Source organism: Candidatus Zixiibacteriota bacterium (assembly GCA_017999435.1).
Taxonomy (GTDB): domain Bacteria; phylum Zixibacteria; class MSB-5A5; order GN15; family FEB-12; genus JAGNLV01.
Genome location: JAGNLV010000001.1, coordinates 311,311 through 336,962 on the forward strand (window position 1 = coordinate 311,311; position 25,652 = coordinate 336,962).

At 66.1% G+C, this 25,652-nt stretch carries 25 protein-coding genes; 14 read left to right on the forward strand and 11 right to left on the reverse strand.

Annotated features, from left to right (window positions below; all coding sequences use genetic code 11):
• Window positions 1-203 precede the first annotated feature (203 nt).
• The 5 genes from KA261_01490 (at window position 204) to KA261_01510 (ending at window position 4,373) form a co-directional block, all read left to right on the forward strand.
• Window positions 204-845: a hypothetical protein gene (locus KA261_01490; GenBank protein ID MBP7696455.1), complete on the forward strand. Its 642-nt coding sequence runs from the start codon at window positions 204-206 to the stop codon at window positions 843-845.
• 17 nt (window positions 846-862) lie between these two features.
• Entirely contained in the window at window positions 863-1,279 is a 417-nt protein-coding gene (locus KA261_01495) for a 4Fe-4S dicluster domain-containing protein (protein MBP7696456.1), read from the forward strand.
• A complete protein-coding gene (locus KA261_01500) occupies window positions 1,279-3,216 on the forward strand; it encodes an aldehyde ferredoxin oxidoreductase family protein (GenBank protein ID MBP7696457.1) in 1,938 nt (645 codons plus the stop codon). Before KA261_01495 ends, KA261_01500 begins: the two co-directional genes overlap by 1 nt.
• Before the next feature lie 155 nt (window positions 3,217-3,371).
• The gene (locus KA261_01505; GenBank protein ID MBP7696458.1) at window positions 3,372-3,611 is read left to right on the forward strand and encodes a MoaD/ThiS family protein; all 240 of its coding nucleotides are present in this window, start codon (window positions 3,372-3,374) and stop codon (window positions 3,609-3,611) included.
• 33 nt (window positions 3,612-3,644) lie between these two features.
• A complete protein-coding gene (locus KA261_01510) occupies window positions 3,645-4,373 on the forward strand; it encodes a HesA/MoeB/ThiF family protein (GenBank protein ID MBP7696459.1) in 729 nt (242 codons plus the stop codon).
• Between the two features lie 185 nt (window positions 4,374-4,558).
• Here KA261_01510 and tgt read toward each other — a convergent pair whose 3' ends face one another.
• From tgt to KA261_01540, 6 genes are all read right to left on the reverse strand, one after another.
• Complete coding sequence (tgt, locus tag KA261_01515) at window positions 4,559-5,674, reverse strand: tRNA guanosine(34) transglycosylase Tgt (protein ID MBP7696460.1); 1,116 nt, start codon at window positions 5,672-5,674, stop codon at window positions 4,559-4,561.
• Window positions 5,671-7,047, reverse strand: coding sequence for a DNA repair protein RadA (gene radA, locus KA261_01520; GenBank protein MBP7696461.1), 1,377 nt, complete (start codon window positions 7,045-7,047; stop codon window positions 5,671-5,673). Before radA ends, tgt begins: the two co-directional genes overlap by 4 nt.
• 17 nt (window positions 7,048-7,064) lie before the next feature.
• Window positions 7,065-7,841 carry an ABC transporter ATP-binding protein gene (locus KA261_01525; GenBank protein ID MBP7696462.1) on the reverse strand — a complete coding sequence of 259 codons (777 nt, stop codon included), beginning with the start codon at window positions 7,839-7,841 and terminating at the stop codon, window positions 7,065-7,067.
• A gap of 3 nt (window positions 7,842-7,844) precedes the next feature.
• Window positions 7,845-8,561: an ABC transporter permease gene (locus tag KA261_01530; protein MBP7696463.1), complete on the reverse strand. Its 717-nt coding sequence runs from the start codon at window positions 8,559-8,561 to the stop codon at window positions 7,845-7,847.
• A gap of 72 nt (window positions 8,562-8,633) precedes the next feature.
• On the reverse strand, window positions 8,634-10,067 hold the full coding sequence (gene dnaB, locus KA261_01535) for a replicative DNA helicase (protein ID MBP7696464.1): 1,434 nt from the start codon (window positions 10,065-10,067) through the stop codon (window positions 8,634-8,636).
• Between the two features lie 25 nt (window positions 10,068-10,092).
• Window positions 10,093-10,830 (reverse strand): uracil-DNA glycosylase, encoded by a 738-nt coding sequence (locus KA261_01540; protein ID MBP7696465.1) that lies wholly within the window; start codon window positions 10,828-10,830, stop codon window positions 10,093-10,095.
• Window positions 10,831-11,269: 439 nt separating this feature from the next.
• Between KA261_01540 and KA261_01545 the strand changes: the two genes are divergently transcribed.
• Window positions 11,270-11,491, forward strand: coding sequence for an acyl carrier protein (locus KA261_01545; GenBank protein MBP7696466.1), 222 nt, complete (start codon window positions 11,270-11,272; stop codon window positions 11,489-11,491).
• A 57-nt stretch (window positions 11,492-11,548) separates the two neighbouring features.
• Window positions 11,549-12,370, forward strand: coding sequence for a hypothetical protein (locus KA261_01550; protein ID MBP7696467.1), 822 nt, complete (start codon window positions 11,549-11,551; stop codon window positions 12,368-12,370).
• 19 nt (window positions 12,371-12,389) lie between these two features.
• On the opposite strand, the gene KA261_01555 is transcribed toward KA261_01550, so the two are convergent.
• The 5 genes from KA261_01555 to KA261_01575 form a co-directional block, all read right to left on the reverse strand.
• Window positions 12,390-13,022, reverse strand: a complete 633-nt coding sequence (locus tag KA261_01555; GenBank protein ID MBP7696468.1) for an EpsI family protein — start codon at window positions 13,020-13,022, stop codon at window positions 12,390-12,392.
• A complete protein-coding gene (gene xrt / locus KA261_01560; GenBank protein MBP7696469.1) occupies window positions 13,019-13,861 on the reverse strand; it encodes an exosortase in 843 nt (280 codons plus the stop codon). Before xrt ends, KA261_01555 begins: the two co-directional genes overlap by 4 nt.
• A 107-nt stretch (window positions 13,862-13,968) precedes the next feature.
• Window positions 13,969-14,994 carry a glycosyltransferase family 2 protein gene (locus KA261_01565; protein MBP7696470.1) on the reverse strand — a complete coding sequence of 342 codons (1,026 nt, stop codon included), beginning with the start codon at window positions 14,992-14,994 and terminating at the stop codon, window positions 13,969-13,971.
• A gap of 72 nt (window positions 14,995-15,066) precedes the next feature.
• Window positions 15,067-16,248 (reverse strand): GNAT family N-acetyltransferase, encoded by a 1,182-nt coding sequence (locus tag KA261_01570; GenBank protein MBP7696471.1) that lies wholly within the window; start codon window positions 16,246-16,248, stop codon window positions 15,067-15,069.
• A 150-nt stretch (window positions 16,249-16,398) separates the two neighbouring features.
• The gene (locus KA261_01575) at window positions 16,399-17,586 is read right to left on the reverse strand and encodes a GNAT family N-acetyltransferase (protein ID MBP7696472.1); all 1,188 of its coding nucleotides are present in this window, start codon (window positions 17,584-17,586) and stop codon (window positions 16,399-16,401) included.
• Between the two features lie 186 nt (window positions 17,587-17,772).
• On the opposite strand from KA261_01575, the gene KA261_01580 reads away from it, so the two are divergent.
• The 7 genes from KA261_01580 to KA261_01610 all read left to right on the forward strand — a co-directional run bounded on the left by KA261_01580 (window position 17,773) and on the right by KA261_01610 (window position 25,626).
• Window positions 17,773-18,885, forward strand: a complete 1,113-nt coding sequence (locus KA261_01580) for a GNAT family N-acetyltransferase (GenBank protein MBP7696473.1) — start codon at window positions 17,773-17,775, stop codon at window positions 18,883-18,885.
• 207 nt (window positions 18,886-19,092) lie between these two features.
• The gene (locus KA261_01585) at window positions 19,093-20,187 is read left to right on the forward strand and encodes a hypothetical protein (protein ID MBP7696474.1); all 1,095 of its coding nucleotides are present in this window, start codon (window positions 19,093-19,095) and stop codon (window positions 20,185-20,187) included.
• Window positions 20,188-20,212: 25 nt separating this feature from the next.
• Window positions 20,213-20,794 carry an acyltransferase gene (locus tag KA261_01590; protein MBP7696475.1) on the forward strand — a complete coding sequence of 194 codons (582 nt, stop codon included), beginning with the start codon at window positions 20,213-20,215 and terminating at the stop codon, window positions 20,792-20,794.
• Between the two features lie 21 nt (window positions 20,795-20,815).
• The gene (locus KA261_01595; protein ID MBP7696476.1) at window positions 20,816-21,604 is read left to right on the forward strand and encodes a hypothetical protein; all 789 of its coding nucleotides are present in this window, start codon (window positions 20,816-20,818) and stop codon (window positions 21,602-21,604) included.
• A gap of 36 nt (window positions 21,605-21,640) precedes the next feature.
• Complete coding sequence (locus KA261_01600; GenBank protein ID MBP7696477.1) at window positions 21,641-22,708, forward strand: polysaccharide deacetylase family protein; 1,068 nt, start codon at window positions 21,641-21,643, stop codon at window positions 22,706-22,708.
• Window positions 22,705-24,258, forward strand: coding sequence for a flippase (locus tag KA261_01605; protein MBP7696478.1), 1,554 nt, complete (start codon window positions 22,705-22,707; stop codon window positions 24,256-24,258). The genes KA261_01600 and KA261_01605 overlap by 4 nt, the downstream gene beginning before the upstream one ends.
• 18 nt (window positions 24,259-24,276) lie before the next feature.
• A complete protein-coding gene (locus tag KA261_01610) occupies window positions 24,277-25,626 on the forward strand; it encodes a phenylacetate--CoA ligase family protein (GenBank protein MBP7696479.1) in 1,350 nt (449 codons plus the stop codon).
• Window positions 25,627-25,652: the final 26 nt, after the last annotated feature.

Here is a 25,652-nt window from a genome sequence, read left to right on the forward strand (position 1 = left end):
TGCTATAAGGGAAGGCGTGTATTAATATAGAGTGTCTTGTCCGTAGGATTCCAGGTCCATACAGATGGCAGCCTGCGGGCAGGCGTGCCGCATGACAGATCATGTTGTCGCTAAGGAGGTTGGCCTGAGATCTTGCGGCCGCAGGTCGACCGCGGCGGGGACCGGCCAACAAAAACATCAGCGTCCACCTGCTGGAGCAGACCATGAGAAGATATGAAAAGATCCTCGTCCTCCTCGTTCTCGGTTCGCTGTGGGGCGCACTGGAGCTCTTCGGGCGTGACCTGCTCCGAGCCGCTGGGGCGCCGGAGAAATCGGCCGTGCTCTTTGGACTTGGCATCATCATCCTCTACGCCTCCAAGCGGCTCGTCGACTTTCCCGGCTCCGTAGTGGTCATGGCGCTGATCGCCGGCCTGTTCAAAACCGCCTCCAGCTACTTCTTCCCCTGCCAGTTCGCGGCGGTGATGATCAACGGGATCGTCTTCGATATCGCCTACTCGGCGTTCCGTGAACGGCTAGATTCCAGCCCGCTCTACAGAGTTCTCGCCGCGCCGGTCATTGTCTATGCCTCGTACGCCGCCTTCGCGCTCATCGCCGCGTACGTCCTGCGCGAGGCCTCGTGGGCCGCAAACGGGTGGGCGGGGATTCGTTCGTTCCTTGCCTCCGACGCTGTCAGCGCCTCGCTGATCTCGATTGTGACGATAAACCTCGGTTATTACCTGGGCAATGCCATTCAACCCTACGCCCTCCTGCGCAAATGGCGCGCGCCGGCCGTCCTGTTCCGAGTCGTTTCCGTCGTGCTCGTGGCCGCCATCTGGATTGCCGGGCAGGTATACGCGAAAGCATAGGAGTCAACCAGGGCATCATGGAAACAAAGAGACTCAAAGTTTCGCCGGGCAAGTGCAGCGGGTGCCGCCTGTGCATGCAGATTTGCGCCATCAGCCACTACCACGAGATCAATCCGAGAAAGGCCAGCTTGAGAATCGAGGTTCTCTTTCCGCAGCCGGGGCTGTACAAGCCCAAAGTCTGCACGCAGTGCGGCCGATGCCTCGAGGCCTGCCCCGAACACGCCATCTTCCGTCGCGATGACGGCGCCTATATCGTGATCGCCGAAAAGTGCACCAATTGCGGCGACTGCATCGCGGTCTGCAAGCCAGGTGTGATATTTCAGCATCGCGATGTCGATCACGTCATCATCTGCGACAACTGCTTCCAATGCGCCGAGCTGTGCAACACCGGCGCCATCACCGTCTTCACCAGGCCGGCAAAGGAGGGTAAGTGATGGCGCACGAGTCCGCGAGCTGTGGAGGCATGGCCGGCACGACCCTGCGCATCAATCTCACTACCGGGGAGATCAGGAGGCACCCCACCGATGCGAAGTTGGTGCGCGAATGGTTCGGAGGACGGGGCACGATCGCCAGGATTCTCTACGACGAGGTCCCCCGCGATGCCGACCCGTTCGGGCCGGAGAACCTGTTCATCATGAACGCCGGGATTATGAGCGGGTGCTTTATCCCGGCGGGCGCGAAAGTCGAATTCGGCTCCATTTCCCCCCTGACCAACGGCCATGGCGATTCCAACATGGGCGGCCATCTCGGCCCGGCCCTCAAGTTCGCCGGATACGATATGGTCATCATGTCCGGCATCTCCCCCGTACCGGTTTACCTCTTTATCGATGACGACACGGTCGAACTGCGCGATGCCTCCCCGTACTGGGGCATGGGCTCGTTGGAGTGCGAACCGGCCATGAAGAAGGACCTGGGCGAGGATTTCGAAATCGCCACCATCGGGCCGGCCGGCGAAAACGGCATTCGCTTCTCCTGCATCACCCACGATTTCGGCCGCCAGGCGGGGCGGACCGGGCAGGGGGCGGTCATGGGCTCGAAAAAGCTCAAAGCCATCGCTGTCCGCGGTACCCGCGGGATCAAAGTGCACGATCTCGACCGGCTCACCGAACATGTGTCGGCCATCATCAAGCGGACGCAGACCCATCCGAACATGGCGCCGTGGCAGAAATACGGCACTGCATTCTTTATCGACTGGTCAAACGTCAACGCGGTTCTCCCCACCCGGAATTTCCAGACCACCTACTATGAGAATTCCAAGGGCATTGACGGCGACGCCCTGGTCGAAAAGTGCCTCATCACGCACAAAGCCTGCTTCGGCTGCTGGATGAACTGCGGCAAGTACACCAAGGCGGTCGTCCCGGGCAAGGAAACGGTCTATCTCGAAGGCCCGGAATATGAAACCGGCGCCCTGTGCGGCTCCAACCTCGGCATGACCGACATCAACCAGGTCGCCTACCTGAACTGGCTGATGGACAACGTCGGCATGGACACCATGTCCGGCGGCGGCGTGGTGGCGTTCGGTATGGAGTGCTTCCAGCGCGGGCTGATCAGCGCCGACGACCTCGAAGGGCACACGCTCAACTGGGGTTCTGTCGATGACGCGGAACACTTCATCGACATGATTGTGCACCGCCGAGGGATCGGCGACTATTTCGCGGACGGCACCAGGCGGGCCGCCGAGAAAATCGGGCGGGGCAGCGAGAAATTCGCCATGCAGGTCAAGGGCCAGGAAATGTCGGGGTATGACGGACGCTACGCCCCGGGCATGCTGCTCTCGTATATGACGAGCGACATCGGCGCCCATCACAACCGCTCGTGGACGATCACGGTCGACATGGCCGAAGGACGCGACCGGATCGAGGGACGTGCTAAGGTCGTTGTGTACCTGCAGCACATCCGGCCGCTCTTCGACTGCTGGTGCATCTGCCGCCTCTTCTGGGGCGAGCTCGACGTCGAGCCGGAGGAGATTGTCGTGGCGCTCAATTATATCACCGGGTGGAATGTCGATACTGCCGAAGCGCTCAAAACTTCTGAGAAAATCTGGAATCTCGTGCGATGCCATTACCTGGAACGCAACCGGGCCAACGGCCGCACCTTCGACTACCCGCCGGCGCGATCCTGGGAGGACAAGATCCCGACCGGCCCCAGTGCCGGCAAGGGGCTGACCAGAGACCAGATCGAGGCAATGCTCGACGAGTATTACGCCGCGCGCGGGTGGGATGCCGATGGCAACCCGAGCCGCGAAGTGCTGCATGACCTGAAACTCCATTTCGCGGCCGACAATATCGAAAAGATCGGGCTCTTGGGAAAGCCGCTCCCGAATGGCATCCCGGCAGTTCGCGGAGAACGATATAAACCGAAAGCGTTCTAGCCCTGGGCCGCGGCGGGCCTCGTCTCTCTCAGCGGAGCGGGTCGGGGCGCGGACAGCGTAACGAGGCCGACTGCCGGACCGTTTCGGCGCGGCGGGCTCGCCGTGCCTCCAAGGTGACGCGTCCGCGCCGTTGCCCGTCTTTGAGGAAATTAAACATGATAGTCTTCCTTCGAGCCGGAGGTCAGCTGCGCGCGATGCTGAGACCTGATGTCGATCACTATACCCGCAGGGTCCAGATTGACGGCGACAGGACGATCGGAGAAATCCTCGAGGCTATTTCGCTCGACCCCGCCTATGTTGCCGTCATCTACGTGGACGGCCACGTGAAGGATTTGTCCTTCAAGCCATCCAACGGCCAGACAATCACTCTCCAGCCGCCGGTCTCCGGCGGCTGAGAACCCCTTCTCATGCCCCTGTCGAAACCTGAAATGGAGAGGTACCGACGCCAACTCCCGGTTGACCGTTGGAACCAGGACAGACTCAAAAGCGCGCGCGTCCTGGTTGTCGGGGCCGGGGGACTGGGCGGGATTAGTGCGACCTGCCTGGCCGCAGCCGGCGTGGGGCACCTGTGCATATGCGACGGCGACAGGGTCGAGCTCTCCAACCTGAATCGCCAGTTTCTCTTTGCCGCCGGGGACATCGGCAAACCCAAGGCGGTTCTTGCGGCCGAGAAGCTCGCGGCGCAGAATCCCGAAATAACCGTCGAAGCCATCCCGCTGAAGCTGACCGAGGACAACGCCGGCGAGCTGGCCTCGGGATGCGACGTGATCATCGATGGCCTGGATAATCACGCCGGGCGTTTGATACTGAACGATGTCTCTTTCCGCCTCAGCATTCCCTATGTCTACGGGGCTATCCATGAATGGCTCGGGCAACTGAGTTTCCTCAATCCCCCGAAGACCGCCTGCTTGGCCTGTCTCCTGCACAAGGATGCGCTGCACGCCGGGCCGACGCCGGTGTTCGGGGCATTGCCGGGGGTGATCGGATCGCTTCAGGCAACGCTGGCGCTGCGCTACCTGATGACCGGCGACATGCCGGTTTCGAACACGCTTCTGATTTTCCGCGCCGATACGATGGCCTTTGAGATGGTGGGGTTCGAGAAAAGGCCGGACTGCCGGGTGTGCGGGAAACCCGTGCCGCCGGACCCCCGACCCTGACAGCCCGGAAGGGCCGCCGGGCGCCCGACCACGCGTGATGGCTCCACTCCCCGACCGGCGCCCAACGGATCGTCGGAGGATGGCGCCGGAACTGCTGCCCCCACCGGCCTCACAGGGTTCCGGATTACCCCCTCCCGGCCAGGCGCGACAGGGACGCCGGGACTCCGGCGGCGGCTGCCGCCCGGTCACTCTCCCGCATACCTCGCCAGGAATTCCCGCCGAAACGCGTCAAACCGCCTTTCCTCAATCGCCCGCCGGATCCCCCGCATCAGTTCCTGGAAGAAATACACGGAATGGTAGCTCGCGAGCACTATCCCCGTGATCTCCGACTGGTTGTAGAGATGCCGGAGGTATGCCCGGGTGTAGCGGCGGCACACGCGGCACCCGCAGTGCGGGTCGAGCGGCCGCTGGTCTTGCGCGTACGCGGCGTTGCGGTAGGTGATCGGTCCGACCGTCGTGAACACATTCCCCGTTCGCGCGTTGCGCGTCGGCAGCACGCAGTCGAACATGTCCACCCCGTACGACACCGCAGTCAGGATGTCCTCCGGATACCCCACCCCCATGAGGTAGCGCGGCTTGTCCGCCGGCAGCAGCGGCACCGTGTGCGCCAGCATGGCCTCCATCTCGGCCTTGCTCTCCCCCACCGATAGCCCGCCGATCGCATTCCCCGGCAGATCGAGCGCGAGGATCTGCTCAGCCGAGCGCGTGCGAAAGTCGGCGTAGGTCCCTCCCTGGACAATCCCGAACAGGCGGCCGGGGTCCGGACCACTCTCGCTGCGCCGCTCGTGCTCCCGCGCACAGCGCGCCGCCCACTCCCCCGTCCGGCGCACCCCCTCTTCAACCGCCCGCCGCTCCGCCGGGTAGGGCACGCACTGGTCGAACGCCATGATGATGTCCGCGCCGATCGCGTGCTGAATCTGTATCACCTTCTCCGGCGTGAACAGGTGCGTCGACCCGTCGTGGTGCGAGCGGAACTCCACGCCGTCGTCGGAGATCCGCAGCCGGTCTTTGAGCGAGAACACCTGGTACCCCCCGCTGTCGGTGAGCGTGGGCTTCCCCCAACCGCTGAAGGCCGCCAGCCCGCCGCTCTCCCGGATGGTCTCGGGGCCGGGGCGAAGGTAGAGATGGTAGGTGTTGCCGAGGATGATTTCGACACCGATCTCCTCGAGGTCCTCGCAGGTGAGCGCTTTGACCGCCCCCGCGGTGCCGACCGGCATGAACGCGGGCGTCTGAAACAGGCCGTGCGCGGTCGCCGCTTCCCCCCGCCGCGCCGCGCCGTCGCGGCAAAGGATCCGTATCACCCGAGCAGCACCTCGATCGCCTCCTGGAGCGACCCCACGCCGTGCACCGAAGGCAGTTCCCGCTTGGCCTGAGCCGCGTTCATCGCCGGGATCACCGCGGCCGTGAACCCCAGCTTGGCCGCCTCGGCCAGCCGCCGGTCGATCATGGTCACGCCGCGCACCTCCCCCGACAGACCGACCTCTCCCACCACCATCGTCCGCGGATCGACCGGTTTGTTCAGAAGCGAGGAGGCGATCGCCGCGAGCATCGCCAGATCGAGCGCCGGTTCGCTCAGCCGCAGCCCCCCGGCGATCGACACGAACACGTCGTTCATCCCCATCGGAAAGCCCCCCTTTTTTTCGAGAATCGCGATCAGGAGGGCCAGCCGTTTGTTATCGATGCCCCCGGCCACCCGCTGCGGGTTGCCGTAGCTGGCGGCCGTCACGAGCGCCTGGATCTCGACCAAAAGCGGCCGCTGCCCCTCGCAGATGCCCGCCACCACCGACCCCGTCCGGCGCGCATCCTGGCGCTGCGACAGAAACAGCGACGAGGGATTGGTCACCTCCACCAGCCCGCGCGACTGCATCTCGAACAGCCCGATCTCGGCCACCGACCCGAACCGGTTCTTCATCACCCGCAGCATCCGGTACAGGTGGCTCCCGTCGCCCTCGAAAGAGATCACCGTATCGACCATGTGCTCGAGGACCTTCGGCCCCGCGACCATCCCATCCTTCGTCACGTGCCCCACGAGGAACAGGGCGAACCCGTGCTGCCGCGCCAGTCCCATCAGCCGCTGGGCCGACTCCCGCACCTGCGCGACCGTCCCCGGGGGCGAGTCAAACATCGCCGAGGCCACCGTCTGGATCGAGTCGACGAGCACGATCTCGTAAGCGCCCTCGGCCACCAGGTCGCAGATTTCTTCCAGCGCGTTGGCGTTGACAGCCACGATGTTTTCGCCGGCCACGCCGAGCCGCTCGGCCCGCAGGCGGATCTGGGCGAGCGATTCCTCGCCCGTGACGTAAGCGACCCGGTGCCCCCGCCGCGAGTAGGCCTCGGCCGCCTGCAAGAGAAGCGTCGACTTCCCGATCCCCGGCTCGCCGCCGATCAACACGCTCATCCCCGGCAGCAGCCGTCCGCCCAGCACGCGGTCGAATTCGCCGATCCCGCTTTCGATCCCCGCCTCCGCGGCGAGCGATATTTCCGGAAGTCGCCGCGCCTCGGCCGGCGGGCGCGTCCCCCGCCCCTTGCCCCCCGCCGGTTTGACCAGCCGCTCTTCGACCAGCGTGTTCCACTCCGCGCACTCCCGGCACTGCCCCTGCCAGCGGGTGTGCTCGGCCCCGCACTGGGTGCAAAAAAACGCCGTCTTCACTTTGCCGCTGCGCTTGTCCGCCATCGCCGCCCGACTTCCCGTCATATCCGTATCGGCCCGGCGGAGTCGCCGGCGATAAATTGTCGGAGCACCGGGTCGCCCGCCCGCTGCAGTTCCTGCGGGCTGCCGTCGAACCGCACCCGCGCGTCATAGAGCATCACCACCCGGCCGGCGATCCGGAACGCCGACTTCATGTCGTGCGTCACCACCACCGAGGTCACCCGCAGCTGCCGGTTGAGGTTGACGATCAAGTCATTGATTACGTCGGCCGTCACCGGGTCCAGCCCGGTCGTCGGTTCGTCGTACAGCAGCACGTCCGGGTCGTTGGCGATCGCCCGGGCCAGCCCCACCCGCTTGCGCATCCCGCCCGACAGCTCGGCGGGATATTTGTCCCCCGCCTCGGCCAGCCCGACCATCTCGAGCTTCTCCGCGACAATCCGGTCGATCTCTCTCTGCTCGTGCCGCCGCGCCTCCCGCAGTCCCAGCCCGACATTCTCCGCCACCGTCATCGAATCGAACAGCGCCGCCGACTGAAAGAGCATACCGATTTTCCGCCGCACTTCGACCAGCTCGCCGGAACTCATGTCGGCGAGGTCCCGCCCCCGGTAGAGGACGCGGCCGCGGTCCGGCACCAGCAGCCGGATCAGGTGTTTCAGCAGCACCGATTTCCCCGAGCCCGACTGCCCGATGATCGCCACCGACTCCCCGGTTTGCACTTTCAGGCTGACGCCGTCGAGCACCCGCTGCGCGCCGAACGCCTTGTGGAGATCCTCCACCTCGAAACAGACGCTCTCTGCCTGGGGCCGTAGTGTATCCATAGGTCAAAACCGGAAGAGCACGATGGCGAAAAGGAAATTCGAGACCAGGATCAGCACCGACGAGATGACGACCGAGGTGGTGGTCGCCTCCCCCACGCCGGCCGCCCCGCCTTTGGTGTTGAACCCCTCGTAGCACCCGACCAGCCCGATGAGCAGGCCGAACACGGCCGCCTTGATCTCCCCGTTGATGAAATCCGAGAGGCTGAACGAGCTGTGAAAGCCGTCGAGAAACATTTCCGCCGAAATGTCCACCCCAAGCACCGCCACCCCCATGCCGCCGAGAATGGCGATGAAATTGGCGAACACGACCAGGAACGGCACCATCGTCAGGCAGGCGAGGATGCGCGGCATGACGAGAAAGCGCACCGGGTCGATCCCCATCGACTCGAGCGCGTCGATCTGCTCGGTGACCCGCATCGTCCCCAGCTCGGCCGCCACCCCGGCGCCGACCCGCCCCGCGAACACGATCGCCGAGAGCACCGGCGCCAGCTCGATCACCACCGCCTTGCCGACCGCCTGGCCCAGAAAGCGCAGCGGCGCCCCGATGAACGAAAACTGGTAGGCCCCCTGCCAGGCCGACACCGCCCCGACAAAGACCGAGATGATCACGATGAGCGGGAGCGACCGCACCCCCAGCGAATACACCTGCTCGACATAGAGCCGAAACGACCGGGGCAACCCGGAGAGGGCGACGAGAAACCGGCCGAACAGGATCGCCATCCCCCCGACCTCGTCGATCGCGTTGACCCCCTGCCGCCCCAGTGTCGTTACGCCCAGGTTCATACCGCTCCGCTAGAATGGCGCATCGCCGCCGGCCACTGGTTCCACTCCCGGCGGAATCTCGCGGTGGTGCCGTTCGAGATTCTCAAACCGGGCAAACTCCTTCCGAAAATGCAGCTTCACCACCCCCGTCGGACCGTTGCGCTGCTTGGCCACGATAATCTCCGCCAGCCCCGCCACCTCCTGCATCTTGGGATCGTTCTGCTCCAGGTGGGTGAGGTAGTGTTCCGGCCGGTAAATGAAGAGGACGAGGTCGGCATCCTGCTCGATCGCCCCGCTCTCCCGCAGATCGGACAGTTGCGGCCGCTTCTCCCCGCCCCGCTGTTCGACCAGCCGCGAGAGCTGCGAGCAGGCGATCACCGGGATCTCCAGTTCCTTCGCCAGCGCCTTGAGCCCCTGCGAGATGGTCGCCATCTCCTGCTGCCGGTTTTCGAACCGCCCCGACCCGTGGACCATCTGGAGGTAGTCGACGATGATCACGCCGACATCCTGCTGCGCTTTCAGCCGTCGCGCCTTCGCCCGGATCTCCAGCGAGGTGATCGTCGGGGAATCGTCGATAAACACCGGCGCCTCCGACAGGATCCCGCCCACTGTGGCCAGCCGGCTCCACTCGGTGTCCCGCAGCTTGCCCGCCCGCAGTTTCTGCTGCGAGATCCCGGCCCGCCCGCACAGCATCCGGAGCGCCAGTTGCTCTTTCGACATTTCAATCGAGAACACCCCCACGCCCTTGCGCTGCTTGATGGCCACGTGCTCCGCGATGTTCATCGCCAGCGCCGATTTCCCCATCGACGGCCGTCCCGCCACAATCACCAGGTCCCCCTTGTGCATCCCGTTGGTCATCAGGTCGAGTTCCTCGTACCCGGTCGGGAGCCCGGTCAGTCCGCTCTCGTTGGACTGGAGCGCTTCGATGTCTTCAAACGTCGAGGGGATCAGGTCCCGGATCGAGGTGAAGCCCTTCCGCAGCCGGCTCTCCGACAGACGGAAAATGGTCGACTCCGCCCGATCGAGCAGGCCGGCCACCGGCTGTTCGAACGCGTAGCAGCTCTTGATAATTTCGTTGGAGGTCGTGATCAGCCGCCGGAGAATCGACCGCTCGAGCACCACCGTCGCGTGGGCCGAGAGGTTGGCCGTCGAGGCCACTCCCTCGACGAGTTCCACGAGGTACACCCGCCCGCCGATCCGCCCCAGCTCGTCGTTGCGCAGCAGCTCGTTGGCCACCATGGTGATGTCGGTGGGTTCCCCCCGCTCGTAGAGCGCCTTGGCCGCGCGGAAAATCGCCTGGTGCCTGGCCGCGTAGAAATGGCTCTCGTCGTCGAGCACCTCCACCACCTGGTTCATCGCATCGCTGTCTTTGAGAATCGCTCCCAGCACCGCCTGCTCCGCATCCAGCGACTGCGGCGGCTGGAGCTTCTCCTCCCGTTTCTCTTCCTGCGAACGATACGCCATGCGCGCTCTTCCTCGCCGGGCGCGGCTACCCCGCCCGACTCCGCAGCTCGTCCAGTTTCGCCAGCACCATCTGCATGTCCTCCCAGGTTTCCTTCTTGTACTCGGGGAAACGCAGCAGCGCGGCCGGGTGATAGGTCACCAGCAGGGGGACGCCCTCGTACTCGTGCCACCGTTTCCGCAGTTGCCCGAGCGGCGTCTTGGTTTCCAGGAGCGCCTGCCCGGCGATCCGGCCCAGGGCGCAGAGGACTTTCGGCCGGATGATTCGGATCTGCTCTTTCAGGTAGGGCAGGCACTCGGCCATTTCCTCCGGCAGCGGGTCGCGGTTGTCCGGCGGGCGGCATTTCAGCACGTTGGCGATATAGACCTCCGCCCGCGCCATCGACATCGCCGCCAGGATTTTGTCCAGCAACTGTCCTGCCCGTCCCACGAACGGCTCTCCCTTCAAATCTTCATCCCGCCCCGGCGCCTCCCCCACGAACATCAGCTCCGCCTGCGGACTCCCCACGCCGTAGACGAATTTCGTGCGCGTCTCTCCCAGGGGGCAATTCCGGCACTCGCAGATGGCGGCCCGGTGCTCGGCGAGGGTGCCGAATTGGGCCGCTTTCGGCCCCGTCCCGCCCGCCCCTCCGAACAGGTCCACCGGCGGCGGCGAGGTGCGCCGCACCGCGGCGTCCATCCGGTCGACCCACTCCTCTCTCTGGTTCGCGGCCCCGCGGGCCGCCTCCGCCGCCAGCGTCTCCACGCGGGCCGGATCGATAATCATCTCGCCCAGCCCCAGTTCCACCTGCGAACGCAGGGCCGCCTGCAGCAGTTCCGGTAGTGTCGTCGGTTTCTCTCTCATGCTATCCCAGTCCCGACAAGGTACACGCCCCGCCCGCGTTTATCAAGCGCGGAGTCGAGCGGAATTTTGGCGGCTGATGGTTTCCTCATTATATAGGCGCCTGTCCCGCCCGGGCACCGGTTCAACCTTCCGGCGAATCTTCCGATATTAGCGACAGCCGGTCCAGCGGGGCGCAATCCCCCTTTGCGGTTGACACCGGCCCCCGCGCCGCCGATATTGCCGGCCGGGACGTCTCATGCGGGTGACGGGCAGCCGCCCGGCCCTCGGGCCGTTGCCGGCAAAGTGACAAAGCAGCTGTTGGTTGACAGGAGGATACGTGAGCGTTCGCACCGAACTGCGGCAATTTATTCGCGACAACTTCATGATCGGGCGCGACCCGGAAGAACTGACCGACTCCGGCTCACTGCTCGAAATGGGCATCATCGACTCGACCGGCGTCCTGGAACTGGTCGCCTTCCTCGAAGAACGCTACGGAATCCACGTGGACGACACCGAACTTGTCCCGGATAACCTCGACTCGCTCAACAACCTCGAGGCCTATATCTCGCGCAAGCAGGCGTCCGCCCCGACTTCCGGCGCCTGACCCCGCCGCCGGCACTTTTTATTCAAATCTCCCCCCGCCGCGGCCGATAGACAGAGCATGAGCAAACCCCTGTTTGTGGTCCTGGGCCTTCTTGCGGCCGCGCCGGCCGCCGCCCAGGAACCCGTCTACCCGGCCGGAGCCGGCGTCGCGAGCACTTACACTCTCAGTGACACCGTGCTGGCCCTCGGCGACACCCTCGCCGTCACCCGGACTCTCGTCAACGGCGGGTCGTCTCCCCTCGCCGGGCTCTATTTCTCCGAGAACCTCCCGCCGGACTTCACCGTCGTCGGCGAGTCGGCCACCGTCAACGGCATCCCGGTCGCCGTCCTCCGCGAGGGCCCGCTGGCCGGCGAGGTAATCCCCGGCTACGCCGCGTACCGCTGGATCATCGACTCCCCCGACCGCGCCGTCACCCGCACCCTCAGCCCGGGCGACCGGGCCGAGCTCACCTACCGAATCGTCAGCTCCGACATCGGCCGCTTCCCCCTGCCGCTGCACGACGCGGCCGGTTGCGGCGACAGCGATGGCGTATTTGCAGTCTCCTCCGGCGACACCGTTGAGATCCTCCTTTCGCTCGGCGTCGACGATGACCCCGGCTATCTCCTTCCCGCGAATGCGCTGCAGACGATCGCCTTCCCCAACCCCTTCAACGCCGAGGTGAGCATCGCCTTCCACAACGCCGTCGCCGGCGGCGGTGCGCTTCAATTCGACGTCTACGACATCCTCGGGCGCCGCGTCGACCGGCAGGTGATCCGGCCGGAGGGCTCCGAGGGCATCGTCCGGTGGGAGCCCGATCCGAGCGTCGGCTCCGGCGTCTTTCTCTACCGCCTGACCGATGCCCGGCACACCGCCGCCGGCAAAGTGCTGCTTTTGAAATGACCGGGGTCCCCGCGCGCTCTTAGAAGGGCAGCGCCTGCTGCACGTACGGGTCGATGGTTCGGGCGAACTGCACCGCCCGCGCCATCGCCTCCCCCTCGTCCCCCGCCACCGGCACCGTGACTCGCACGAGCGCCGCGTCCGTCGGGCGCATCGCCAGCGCGTTGCGCAGCAGATCCAGCTTCAGACCGTACTCCCCGCGCACCACCCCCGAGCGCGTCTGGTACCAATAGAGCATCAGGCTCTGGCGCCCCTCGAACTCGATCAGGAGCCGGTTCACCGTCCGGGCCGGCCCGCCCGGCGCCTCCAGCGCCGCCGCCTCGTGGCGGACGATCTGCCAGCCCCCGCCCGGCAAACAGTGCCGCGGTGAATGGATCCCCGCGCCGAACCGCTGGGAGGCAAAGTACGCGACAAACAACTCCGCCATGCTGCCGTCGGCGCCCGCGTATTGCCGGAGCGTCGCCGAGGTCGCGTTGAGCACCTCGTAGGTGGCCGCATCGAACGGCTCCTCCCGCCCCTGGTAGTCCGCCGCCGCCGCCGGGATCCCCTCGAGGTCGGCCGGTCGGCCGGGAGTCCGCCCGACGAACCGGAAGAAATCCCCGAGCGCGCCGCCCGCCGCCAGCAGGATCGCCGCGATGATCACCCGGTTGGTCACCGCTGCCACCTCCGCAGCACGACCGCGGCAATCGTGAGCAGCACGAACGCCACCACGAACACCGACAGCCCGAACAGCGTGTGCAGCGGCTCCGCCGTCGGATCGATCCCCCCCGCGTAGGCGACCGCCGCGGTGACGAACACCCGCACGACATTGCTGACCACCGCGATCGGCACGGTCAGCGCAAAGAGCAGCACCTGCGCCCAGAACCGCCGCTGCGACAGGTAGCCGTAGAGCGCCCCCATCGCCATCAGCGAAATCAGCGACCGCATCCCCGAGCACGCCTCCGCCACCTCGAGCGCCTGTCCCGGCAGCAGAATGACATTTCCCTGCCGCACCACCGTCATCCCCAGGGCGTGCATCGCCGCCACCGACACCTTGCTCGCCAGAAGCTGCATCGGGAACGTGAGCGAGTAGTAGATCACTCCCGGAATCGGAATCATAAAGAGCAGGATCAGAAACGCAAACCAGGTCCGCCGGATCACCTCGGCCCCAAACAGGTAGAGGGTCAGCCCGAACAGCACCGTCACCATGGCCACCGCGACCACGAAGTACTCGACGCCCGCGTTTCCCAACACGAACAGGAGCATCCCCGCCGCCAGAACCGCCAGCCCGGCCCGGCTCCCCTCGGCGGGCAGTCCCCCGATTTCCTCCCGCTTGCGCCACACCACCCAGCCGGCGATCAACGGCACGAGAAAGCCGTGCGAGTAATTGGAATCCTCCCACCAGCGCGTCACCAGATCGATCAGCACCGGGAGAAAGACGAGCACGAACAGCAGGCCGATTCCAAGGATCGGCTTCCGCCCGACATATGATCGCACCTGGGTCGCAGTGGTCATTCTTGAGATCATCCGTTTCGCGGCCGGCGCCTTGGCGCCCCGGCCGGCGGTGCCATGGTAGCCGCTGCCGCTCCCCGCGGCAACATAAAACGCCGCCGCCGCGGGCCTCAGCCCCGCCTGATCGCCCGCCGCAGCGCGAGCAGGCCCCGCACGGCCGGTGCCGGGAGCATGGCCAGGAGCCGGTAGGACAGCGGTGCCTTTCGTACCTGCGCCAGTTGCGCCCGCGCCGCCGCCGGTTGTCCCTGCGAGAGGTATCCCGCCGCCTTCACCACCCGCTGCTGGTCCAAAAGCGCGCGGTACTCCTCGCCGTGGGTGCGCAGGAACTCCGGGTCGGCCCCCCAGACTTCCTCCAGCACCACCGCCCGGCTCACCGCCCGCACGAACGCATCGGCATCGGTCAATCGCCCTTCCCGGTGCCCGTTTTGGATCGCCAGGTCGCAGTCGAGAAATCCCGCCGGCCCCGCCTCTGTCAGGCGCCCGAAACATCCCCAGTCCTCGTACATCCTGATCCCCTCGGTGAAATAGAAGCCCGCTCCCGCGCGGCTTCTGCGCACCATCATCGTGAACGCCGAAAGGTAGCACGCCCGCATGTGGGCCGCGTACAGGTCCCCCATGTACACCCGTACGTCCTGCTCCTTCGGCCACTCCGCGAGCTCGGACAGGTTCATGGGCGCCCCGAGCCGCTCCTCCCACGTCCGCGCATCCTGGTGCCACCGGACCATCCCCCGGTCGATCACCCGTCCGTCGGCATAGCGCAGCTTGAAATCGCCGAAACAGACAACCAGCTCCGGCCGCGCCGCCATCAGCGCGCACTGCATCGAGGCCTTGCCCGGAAGCCATTCGTCGTCGGAATCGACGAAGGCCACGAGGTCGTGCGCCGCCTCGCGAATGCCGCGGTTTCGGGCCGCTCCCGCTCCCGCGTTGTCCTGGAAGAGATAGCGGATCGTTCCGTTGGTGCTCCCCCGTTTGGCCCGGATCTCCTCGATGACCGCCGCCGTGCGGTCGACCGAGCCGTCGTCCACGACCACCACTTCGTCCTGCGCAGTCAGCTGGTCGAGGACGCTCTCCAGCGCGCGCGGGAGCATGGCCGCCCGATTGTACGTGGGGATGATCACCGACACCGGTTGCCGCATACCTGCTCCCTTCTCCGCCTTCGTCGGGGCGGCCTCTGCCCTCTCACCGGCCCGGGGCCGGTACGCCCGACTTCATTGGGGCTCCGGCTTTCCCCGCAGCGCCCGCAGAAGCGGTTTCACTCCGGGTGTTTCCCGAAGCCGCTGCCGCGCCTGCCGGGGCCACCACCCGCCGACCAGCGAGCGCAGCCGCCGCGGATAAAGCCACAGATCCACGTAACGATGCTTCTCGGGCCGCCAGCTGTCAAGCCAGGTGCGGTCCGTCACGAAATTCACCGCGTCCGTCGCCGGATCCGCAAACGCGCGCTGGAGCATCTCGCCGATCAGCAGAAATCCCGGCGAGCACGCAGCGTACGCTTCATCGTAGCCGATTTTCCACAGCACGAGCGTCCGCCCGGTCCGCACCGCCAGGTGCCCGGCGACATAGGTGTCGCCGACCCGAAGGAAGTGCCATTCGAGAGCCCGGCGGGCGTGCAGCCGTGCGCAGAGGCGCCGGTAGAACTCGGTCAGCGCCGGGTCCGCCCCGATCGCGGAACCCGCCCGCCCCTTCCAGCCCGCCGCTTCCAGCCGCGCAAAGCGCTCGAGGTACTCCGGGTGCGCCTGCGCACCGCTCAAAAACTCCGCCTCGACCGTCCCCAGCTTCGCCAGCTTCCGTCCGTACTGCCGATAGTGCTTGCGGAAGTGCCCCGAGGACGACTCGAAGAACTCGTCCCAGGTACCCTGCGTCTCCCGCACCGTCGCCAGCCCGGCCGGGATCTGCGCCGCCCGCGCCCGAGCGGGCGCGCCCGCCGCCGCCGCCGCAATCAGGGGCGACGTCCCCTCGACCCCCGGCATCTCCAGGCCGAACCACCCGGGGACTGCTTCCTCGAGTGCGCGGTAGAACGCCTCGGCCGCCTCGGCCTCCCGTCCCGGCGCCACCACCGCATCCACCGAGCGCGTGTGCGCATCTCCCGGCGGCCGGAGCGCCGTCACCGTCTTCCCCAGAACCGAGAGCCGCCGCTCCTCCAGAGGGAGGACGCCGGCGAGCTGTTGGCCGGCAAAGGCCGCCAGGCACAGCCAGGGGCGCGCCGCCGGCTGGCGCAGTTCCAGATGGGCCGACACCCACGCATAGGACAGCATGGGCAGCCGCCCCGCCGCGCCGAGCGCGAGCTCATCCCAGGCCTCCCCGATCGCCGCCAGTTCCGCCGGGTCGCGGTAAACCCGCACTTCCAGGTGCGGCGCCGCCGGCCGCCGCGACACCAATACTTCGTTCGTCATAGTGGTTCGAATATAACCGGCCCGGTGCTCCCGAGAAACGACAAATTGGACGTACTATATCTATTTTACGGTCGCCGGTCGATCGTCGCCGGCGCCCCGCCTTGTTTCGGTTATCGGCTTTCAGGCGCGCCTTCCCCACCCCCGCTCCCGCTAGTCCGCTCCGGGCCCCGTCCGCCGCGACCGCCACCACCCGACCGCCCGGCGCAGCGGTCGCACCCGCCGCAGCGCGAGGCGCACCCGGTGCGGCCACGCTCCCGCGACCAGCGACCGCACCCGCCGCGGGTACATCCGCACCTGGATGTAAGGCCGTTTTTCCGGATGCCAGGCGTCGTGCCACGCCCGGTCGGTCACTAGATTGACCTCCGCCGTCGCCGCGTCGGCGAACGCGCGCTCCAGCGCGCGCTCCATCAGCACCACCCCCGGCGAGTACGCGGCGAAAGCTTCATCGTAGCCGATCTTCTGAATCACGAGCGCCTTCCCTGTCCGAATCGCGAAATGTCCCGCCAGATCGTGGCCCCCCGCCCTCAGAAAATGCCACTCCAGCGCGCCGCGCTCCGCCAGCCGCCGGCACAGCGCGCGGTAGAACGCGGTCAGGTTCTCCCGGGAGGAGATTGCCGTTCCCCGTTTCCCTTTCCATCCGGCCGCCTCTATGCGCGCGAACCGCCGCAGCAACTCCGGATCGGCCTGCGGCCCGGCCAGGAATTCCGTCCGCACCTCCCCGATCTCCGCCAGCCGGCGATGCTCCTTGCGGAGGTGTTTGCGGAAATTCCGCCCCAGCCCTGCCAAGTATTCGTCCCAGTCCCCGGTGCACTTCACCACCGAGGCATAGTTGCTCCCCTCGCACAGCAGCGTCGTCCGGGTCAACGCCCGCGCCGCCTCTCCGGCCAGCGGCGCACCCTCCTCGAGGTGGTCGAAATTCAGTCCGAACCACGCCGGCGCGGCGTCATCGAGCGCCGCCCGCAGCGCGGTGAGCACCGCCCGCTCCCTTCCCGGCCGGACCACCGCTTCCACCGACTGCATGTGCGAATCCCAGGGCTGCCGCAGCATCGGCAGGCGCCTCCCCAGGATCCGAATTTCTTCGACTTCGATCGGCCACACTCCCTCCAAACGGTGTCCCGCGAACGCCGCCAGGCACATCCAGCGGCGGGCGGCCGGATGCCGCTCCGCCAGATACGAGGCCACCCAGGCGTGCGAACTCATAGGCAGGCGCCCGGTGTCGGCGAACACGAGGCGGTCCCAGGCGGCCGCCAGCGGTTCTAGCTCCTCGATCCGCCGGTACACCGCGACCCGCACGCCCGGCGTCCCGGCCGGTGCAGCCGGGTCTGTTGTTTCCTTCATGACCCGCCCTTCCCTCGGTCGCGGCCGGGTCGGCCCGGCCGGAAGCGGTGTGCGGCGCCCGCCGCTGCTCCGCCGCCCGATTCGCTCCGCGTTTCTCTGCTTGCCCTGAGTTTCCAATCCGCATTAGTTGCGGCCGGAGGACCGAATGCCCGGTCCGCCGCTAACGCACGCGCTGTGTGAATGACTATGCGCCTGGAGATCATCACTTCGCTCGCTGCCTTCCGGGACCTGAACGGCCCGTGGAACGACCTGCTTCGCGGCCACCCGCTCGACCATGCCTTCATGCGCCACGAGTGGTTCGCCTGCTGGCTGGCGCACTTTAGCGGCTCGTCGGCTCTCTGCTGCGCCGTCGCCCGCGACCGCGACCGCCTCGTCGCCGCCGCCCCGATGCTGGTTTCGCGCGAACGCATCAAGGGCCTTTCCGCCCGCGTCCTCGGCTTCGCCGCCTCCACGATCACCCCGCGCTGCAACGTCATCCTTGCTCCCGACTGCGCCGCCGAAGAGTTCTTCGCTTTTCTCCTGGCTATCCCCGGCGTCGATCTCGTCGTTGCCCGCGGGCTGGATCGCGAGGCCGCCGCCACCGCCGCTTTCACCGGGTTTCTCAGCCAAACCGGGCGCGCCGCCGTGAGCGAACCCGGACGCCTCTCCCCGTTCATCACCACCGGCGGCGCGTGGGGGGACTACTTCCGGTCTCTGCCCAAATCTTTCCGCCAGAACCTCCGTACGGGCGCCAACAAACTCGGCCGCGCGGGCGACGTCAGTATAAAGAAAGTCGACACGTACGTCGAATTCAAGCATCTCCTTCCTGAACTTGTCAACGTCTCCGCCCGCAGCTGGAAAGCCGCCGAGGGCACCGATCTCGGTTCGCTGCCGCAGGTGGTGGCTTTTCTCGATGACTTCAGCCGCCTGGGCGAACCGGCCGGGTTGTGGGAGCTCTGGGTGCTTTTTCTCGATGGCCGCCCCATTGCCTTCGACTACTACCTCTGCGGCCCGCAGCGCCTCTCGCTGATTCGCACCGATTTCGACCTCGCCTTCAAGGATCTGAGCCCCGGCCACAATCTCCAGCAGGCGGTGCTGCAGGACTTGTTTGCCCGCCCGGGGGTATGGGAGCACGACATGGGCGGCCAGGCGTACGGGTACAAGCTCCGGTGGACCGACAAGTTGCGCCCGCACATAGACTTATGGACCGCCGGCTCCCGCCGCTGGGGTCGCGTGCTGATGTTCGGTAAAAGCCGCTTCCTCCCCCTCATACGCCGCCCTTCCCGCCGCTCGGAGAGCGAGACCGGGGAGACCGCTTGAGGTAAGGTTGCCCGCCTGTTCCGCCGACATTATGTCCAAAAGGAACAACCGGAGGGGGCGCGGCGTTACGCCCGTACCTTGTTGCGGGTACGGTGCTTGCGAAACGTAACCGGTCCTCCTCCACTTTACGGTTGCCTCGTCGCCCCGTTCGACATTATATGTCGGCAGGCTCGGCGAGTGCGGCCTGACCTCACAAGGAATGCTCAGATGCGGAAAAGATTGATTCTCCTCACACTGGCCGTCCTCCTTACCGCGGGGACGCTCGCGGCGCGCACCCAGCGCGTCTCGGTCATCTTTATCCACTACTCCACCGGCACCATCATTGTCGAGGGCTACTGCTGGGGCAACCAGTGGAACCGCAACATCACCGAGGCGCTCGACACCACCGTTGTCTCCTACGGCATCGACACTGCCCGCATCGTCTTCCACAGCTACCGCCTCAACAACGATGCCGGCTTCAGCGCGCTGAGCGACACCTGCCACGGCAGCGGCGAGAACGGCTGCGCCTTCAACCGCTTCTCCAACTTCTCCTACGATCTCGTCACCAGCTCCTACAACCGCATGCGCATCTGGAACAGCGACGGCGGCTTCACGAGCGGCTCCTACGCCGGCCTCCTCAAGCACTTCTTCGACGTTCCCAACAAGGAGCAGCAGACCTTCTGGAAGCTCTTCAAGACCCACAAGACTCCCTCGCAGTTCCCCGACTCGGTGGCCGAGGAGGACGGCTACGACCTGGTCATCATCAAGAACCCCTATGCCTGCTGGGCGTACATGACGCCGGCACAGGCCGACAGCATTCGCGTGCTCTATCGCGCCGTCCGCGACTCCATCGCCCACCACCCCGAGATCAACGTCGCCCTGGCGTTCGGCACGCCACTGCGACTCGGCACGCAGGTGTTTGACTCCGCCCAGGCCAAAATCACGTATGACCTCGCCACCTGGTTCGTCAGCGACTCCTTCTTCACCCACACCAATGACGGTCCCTACCGGAACCTCTGGAAAGTCGACACCTACCGCCCCTACTGCGAGATGAGTCCCGACAGCGTCAACCGCTACTGCTTGAAGAACGCGTACTATGGGGACGGCGATTCGCACCCGAACCCGCAGGCGGGGGCCACGCTCGGCCAGGACATCCTCATCGACTTCCTCCGCACCGCCGTCCGCGACATCCTCATCCAGCGCAGCGGCGCGGGCGGGGTCACGCGCGCCGATATCGACCGCAAAATCCGCGACTTCCAGCAGGGTCTCGCCAGCGAGGAAGACGTGCTCACCCTCATCCGGCAGTATAACAGCGCCCGCTGAGGGCGCAGGAGTTCCGGGAACCGCCGTGTACAATCTCCTCCGTCGCCTGGTGTTCGCCGCCGCGCTCGTCGCGACCGCGCCCCTCATTTTCATCACCTGGCTGGAGGGCGTCGTCACCTCGCGGCGGAGCGAGAAGCTCTACGGCTCGTGCAAAGAGCTGCTCGCCTCGGTCCCCACCTTCTTCGGCGAGTACTTCCGCGGCGCATTCTACTGGGCGGTCTGCGCCCACGTCGAGACCGGCGTCGTGTTCCTCTACGGGAGCATGGTCGCCCACCGCGACACGACGGTGCGTAGGGGCGCGATCATCGGCTGCCACTCGATCGTCGGCTACGCCGACATCGGACCCGACGTCATGCTCGCCGCCCGCGTCTCGATCCTCTCGGGCAAGTACCAGCACGGCCGACCCGGCGAACTCCGCGGCGCCGGCGTCGAGGGCAGCTACAGCCGGGTCACGATCGGCGAGCGTTCCTGGATCGGCGAGGGCGCCCTCGTCCTCGCCAACGTCGGCAAAAACTGCACCGTCGGCGCCGGCAGCGTCATCTACAAGGACGTTCCCGACGACGCCACCGTCCTGGGCAACCCGGCCCGGAAGGTCAACCTGGAATAATCTGACGGAGGCTACCATACTATGCAGCCCGTGCTCAAAATCGTTCTCGTCGGCTCGCTCCTGCTCAACCTCGTGGCCATCTGGGGGTTCTACCACTACGTCCGCTACGGCGGCTCCCCCCTCGGCGAGCTCAAGCGCATCCTCACCCGCTCGACCCACCAGCCCGCCCCCGCAATCCCCTTTCTCGAAGAGAACGAGCGGATCAAAACCCAACTCGCCGCCGGCTCCGCTCCCCCGAACCGCGTCGTCTTCTTCGGCGCCTCCATCACCGCCCGCTGGAAGCTCGATTCCGCTTTCCCCGGCGTGGCCGCCATCAACCGCGGCGTCGGCAACCAGCTTGTCCCGGCCATGCTCGCCCGCTTCAAGCGCGACGTTCTCGAGCTGCAGCCCGATGCGGTCGCGATCAAGTTCTGCTCCATCAACGTCCGCCCGTTCATGCCCCTCTCGGTCATGCAGGACGGTATGGCGATGATGGTTGAACTGGCCCGCGCCCACGACATCCAGCCCATCGTCTGCACGATCATCCCGGCCGGCAGGCCGGAGGCCGCCATCGGCGACTTCAGCGTCGCCGACACGCTCCAGAAGTTCAACGCCTGGGCGCGCACCTGGGCCGCCGCCGAGAATCTCCCGCTCATCGACTACGCCCGCGCCCTTTCCGACGCCGAGGGCCACCTGCCGCGCGAGTACTCCGTCGACCCCGTCCACGTCAACGATAAGGGATACGAGATTATGGCTGCGGCTGCCCAACCCGTCATCGACAGCGTGCTCCGGACTCGCCCGGGGTCCGGACCGGCGCGGACGGTCCGGTAGTCCGCTGAAGAGAGTATAAACAGGGGAGATTGTCTCATGAAACGCCTTGCCCGCACTCTGGCCGCCTTCGCCGCCCACCGACTGCGGTTCGCCGACCTGCCCTATGCCCTCCACCGCCTCGTGCGCGGGCAGTATGTCGTGGCGGCCTTCGTCTACCACCGCATCGTTGACTCACGGGCCACCGCCTCATTCTATACCGACTACGAACGCGGCCTGGACACCGGGATATTTTCGCGGCACCTCGACGTTCTCACGCGCCACTTCCACATGGTCGACCTCGACACCTTTCTCGCCATCGTCAGCGGCCGCCGCCCCGCGGAAACCCATTCGGCGCTTCTCACTTTCGATGACGCCGATGCCGGCTTCATCGACTACGCCCTTCCCGAACTGCGGCGCCGCGATATTCCCGCCGCGATTATGGCGCCGGTGCAGCTGATCGGCACGGCCGACCAGTTCTGGCACGTCCGCGTCTCCAATGCCATCCGCCACGCCGACGACCGCCACTGGGACGAAATCGTCCGCCGGGCGGGCGAATGGCCCGCCCCCGTAGCCGCCGTCGTCCGCCGGTACTCCGCCCTCCCCCCGCCCGCGCGGCGGCGGCCCCTCGCCCGCGCCGTCAACCTCGCCCTCGACCAGGTCCACCACGACGACATCGACCGCCTCCTGGCCGCGTGGCAGCGCCTCATCGCTCCCGCCGCCCCGGTCCCCGTGTACTGCATGGACTGGGAGGCTCTCCGCTACCTCGAACGCCATCGCATCGCCATCGAGTCCCATACCCTCAGCCACCGCAAGCTGCCCTACCTTTCCGACGAAGAAATTGCGTGCGAACTCAGTCAGTCCAAGCTAACTTTGGAGGAAAAACTCGGCAAGCGGGTGCGCGCGGTGGCCTACCCGCAGGGACGGTACGAGCGGCGCATCGGCGACGCGGCCCGGGCCGCCGGCTACGAGGCCGGCTTCACGACCGTCCGCCTGCCCTGCCGGTATCCGCTGGCCCCCGAGAACATGTTCGCCCTCCCGCGCCTGGACCTGGGCGGTGAAACGTACCGCGAGCTGGAGTTTCACCTTGCCAAGGCCGGGACGCGGTGGATCAGGCAGACCCCATGACGATCGACCCCAAGCAGCGGCTCCTCCGCAACGTCACGTCCAACTGGGTGCAGATGGCGATCTACACCGTCATCGCCCTGGTCATGACCCCCTTTGTCGTCCACGCGCTCGGGAAAGACGTCTACGGCATCTGGGCCCTCATCTTCTCGATCATCCACTACACCAATTTCTTCGACGTCGGCTTCAAACAGAGCCTCGCCCGCTACCTCCCCAAGTACTACGCCACCCAGGATTACGAGAAACTCAACGAGGTGATCAACTCCAGCAGTGTCATTTACGCGGTCTCGGGCACGCTCGTGCTCATCACCGCCGCCATTATCGCCGCCTTCTTCGTCGACTATTTCGCGGTGAGCGAGGATCTCCTCCCGCTCATGCGCATCGCCCTCATCATCATGGGCGTCAACCAGGCGATGTACTTTTACCTCATGGCGAGCACCGCGCTCGGCCCCTTTCACCGCTATGACCTGCTCAACGCCATCGAAATCGGCCGCACCCTCGTCGGCGCCGCCTGCACGATCGTCCTCCTCATGCAGGGCTACGGCCTCATCGCCCTTGCCCTGGTCACCCTGCTGACCAACTTCGGCTCCCTCCTGCTCAAACGCTTCTTCCAGCACCGCATCGTCCCCCAGATCGAGTACAACCGGAAATACGTGAACCGCCAGCGCATCAGGGAGCTGTTCAACTACGGCCTCGTCAGTTTCCTCATCGTCATGGCCTGGATCGTCATCTTCTCCACCGACAACATCGTGGTCGGCATGTTCATCTCCACCCAGGCGGTCGCCTACTTCAACATCGCCGGCACCATCATCAACAACCTCCGCTCCATCGTGGCCTCGATCGGCACCCCTTTGGTCCCGGTGATCAGCCACCTCGACGCCACCAGCGACCTGGCCGAGATCGCCGCCCTCCACCGCAAGACCGTGCGCTACCTCTACTACATCTCCACTCTCATCGGCGTGGGAGTGTTCTTCTTCGGGCGCCAGTTCGTCGGGTTGTGGATGGGCCCCGGCTTCGACACCACCGTCACCATCCTCTTCATCCTCATCGCCCCGGCCTGCATCTATCTGCCGCAGATGATCACCAACTCGGTGCTCCTCGGCATCGGCCGTCACCCCACGCTGCTGTACATCCTGGGGGTCGAGGCCCTCGCCAACATCGGTCTGAGCCTCGCCCTCGTCCACGTGTGGGGGGTCTACGGCGTCGCGCTCGGCACGGCCATTCCACAGGTCGTCATCTACTCCTTCGTCTACCCGTACGTCTTCCACCGCACTATCCGCGCCCGGCTCTCGGACTTCTACCGCGACAGCGGCCTTTCCATCGCCACTGCCCTCCTGTTCACGCTGCCGGTCGCCTGGGCGGTGTCCTACCTGCCGCTGCCCGGCTGGGTGGGATTTTTGGCGCAGATTTCGGCTGTCACCGCCGTCTCGCTGGCCGGCTTCGCCTGGCGGATCCTTGATGACGCTGACCGCCGCCGCTTCCTCGGCCGGTTTTTCCGCTCGCGGGCGGCTGGACCTCAACCGCCGGAGAAAAAGACCGCCCCGGGCCGCTGAGCCCGCGCGGGAAATCCCATGGGACTGTACAACCTCTTCCACAGCACCCTCTTCCGGCTGAAAGACCTCCGCGATCGCACCGGCGTGTACCGCCTGGCGGCCCGGCTGCGCCGCGAGCAGTTCCTCCCTCGACCGGACCTCGACGATCTCCGCCGCCGCCGGCTCCTCGACCTGCTGGCGCACGCCCGTCTCCATTCCCCCTACTACCGCGACCTCCTCGCCGGCCTCGAACCCGATCTGGAGCGAATTGCCCCGCACGAAATCCTCTCGCGGATCCCTCTGCTCACCCGCGAGATTGTTCAGGAGGAGGGCTCCCGCCTCCTCTGCCCCGGCATCCCGGGCTCCTACCCGGATTCCTCTGGCGGCTCCACCGGCCGGCCGGTCAATTTCCACCACGACCTGACCTACCTCAACTGGGGCCGCGCCCATGAGCTGTTCTTTCTCTCGTGGATGGGGGTCCGCCCCGGCGACCGCACGGCCGTCTTCTGGGGCGCCGACCGCGACCTCAAGGAGGAGTCCCTGTACACGCGTCTCATGCTCCGCCTCAACCGTGTTCGCCAGCTCAACTCCTTTGCGATGTCCGAGGCCCAGATCGACGCCTTTCTCAAACAGCTCAACGCTTTCCGACCGCGCTACATCTACGGCTACGCCTCCTCCCTGTACCACGTCGCCACTTTCATCGCCCGGGGCCGCCCCCTCGGCTTCCGCCCCCTCGCCATCCGGTCTTCCGCGGAAATGCTCTACCCCGTCCAGCGCGCCGCCATCGAGCAGGCGTTTGACGCCCCCGTGCACAATTTCTACGGCTCGCGCGAGGTCAACAACATCGCAGCCGAATGCGCCGCCCACGACGGTCTGCACATCTTCGCCTCGGCCCGCATGGTCGAGATTGTCGACGACCGCGGTCGCCTCCTGCCCCCCGGCGAGGTCGGCCACATCGCGGTCACCGATCTGACCAACCGCGCGTTCCCCTTCATCCGCTACCTCAACGGCGATCTGGCGGCCCTGAAATCAGGCCTCTGCCCCTGCGGGCGCACCTACCCCCGGTTGGAGAAGATCGCCGGCCGAAGCTCCGACATCATTACAGTTGAGGGCCGCCATATCCATGGCGAGTACTTCACCCATCTCTTTTATGGCCGCCCTGAAGTCAAAGCCTTTCAATTGATTCAGGAAACGGAATACGACTTTCGACTCCTCCTGGTCCCGCGCACTCGGGACCTCGACACCGCCTTCTTCCGCGACCGCATCCGCGACAAGCTCGGTCCCCGCGTCCGGCTTGAAATCGCTCTCGTCGACGATATCCCCCCGACCGCGGGCGGCAAGCACCGCTTCACCGTCTCCAAAGTCCCGCCCCGCAAGGACGGTCTTTGAAACTGCATTAGAACGGCCTATATTGA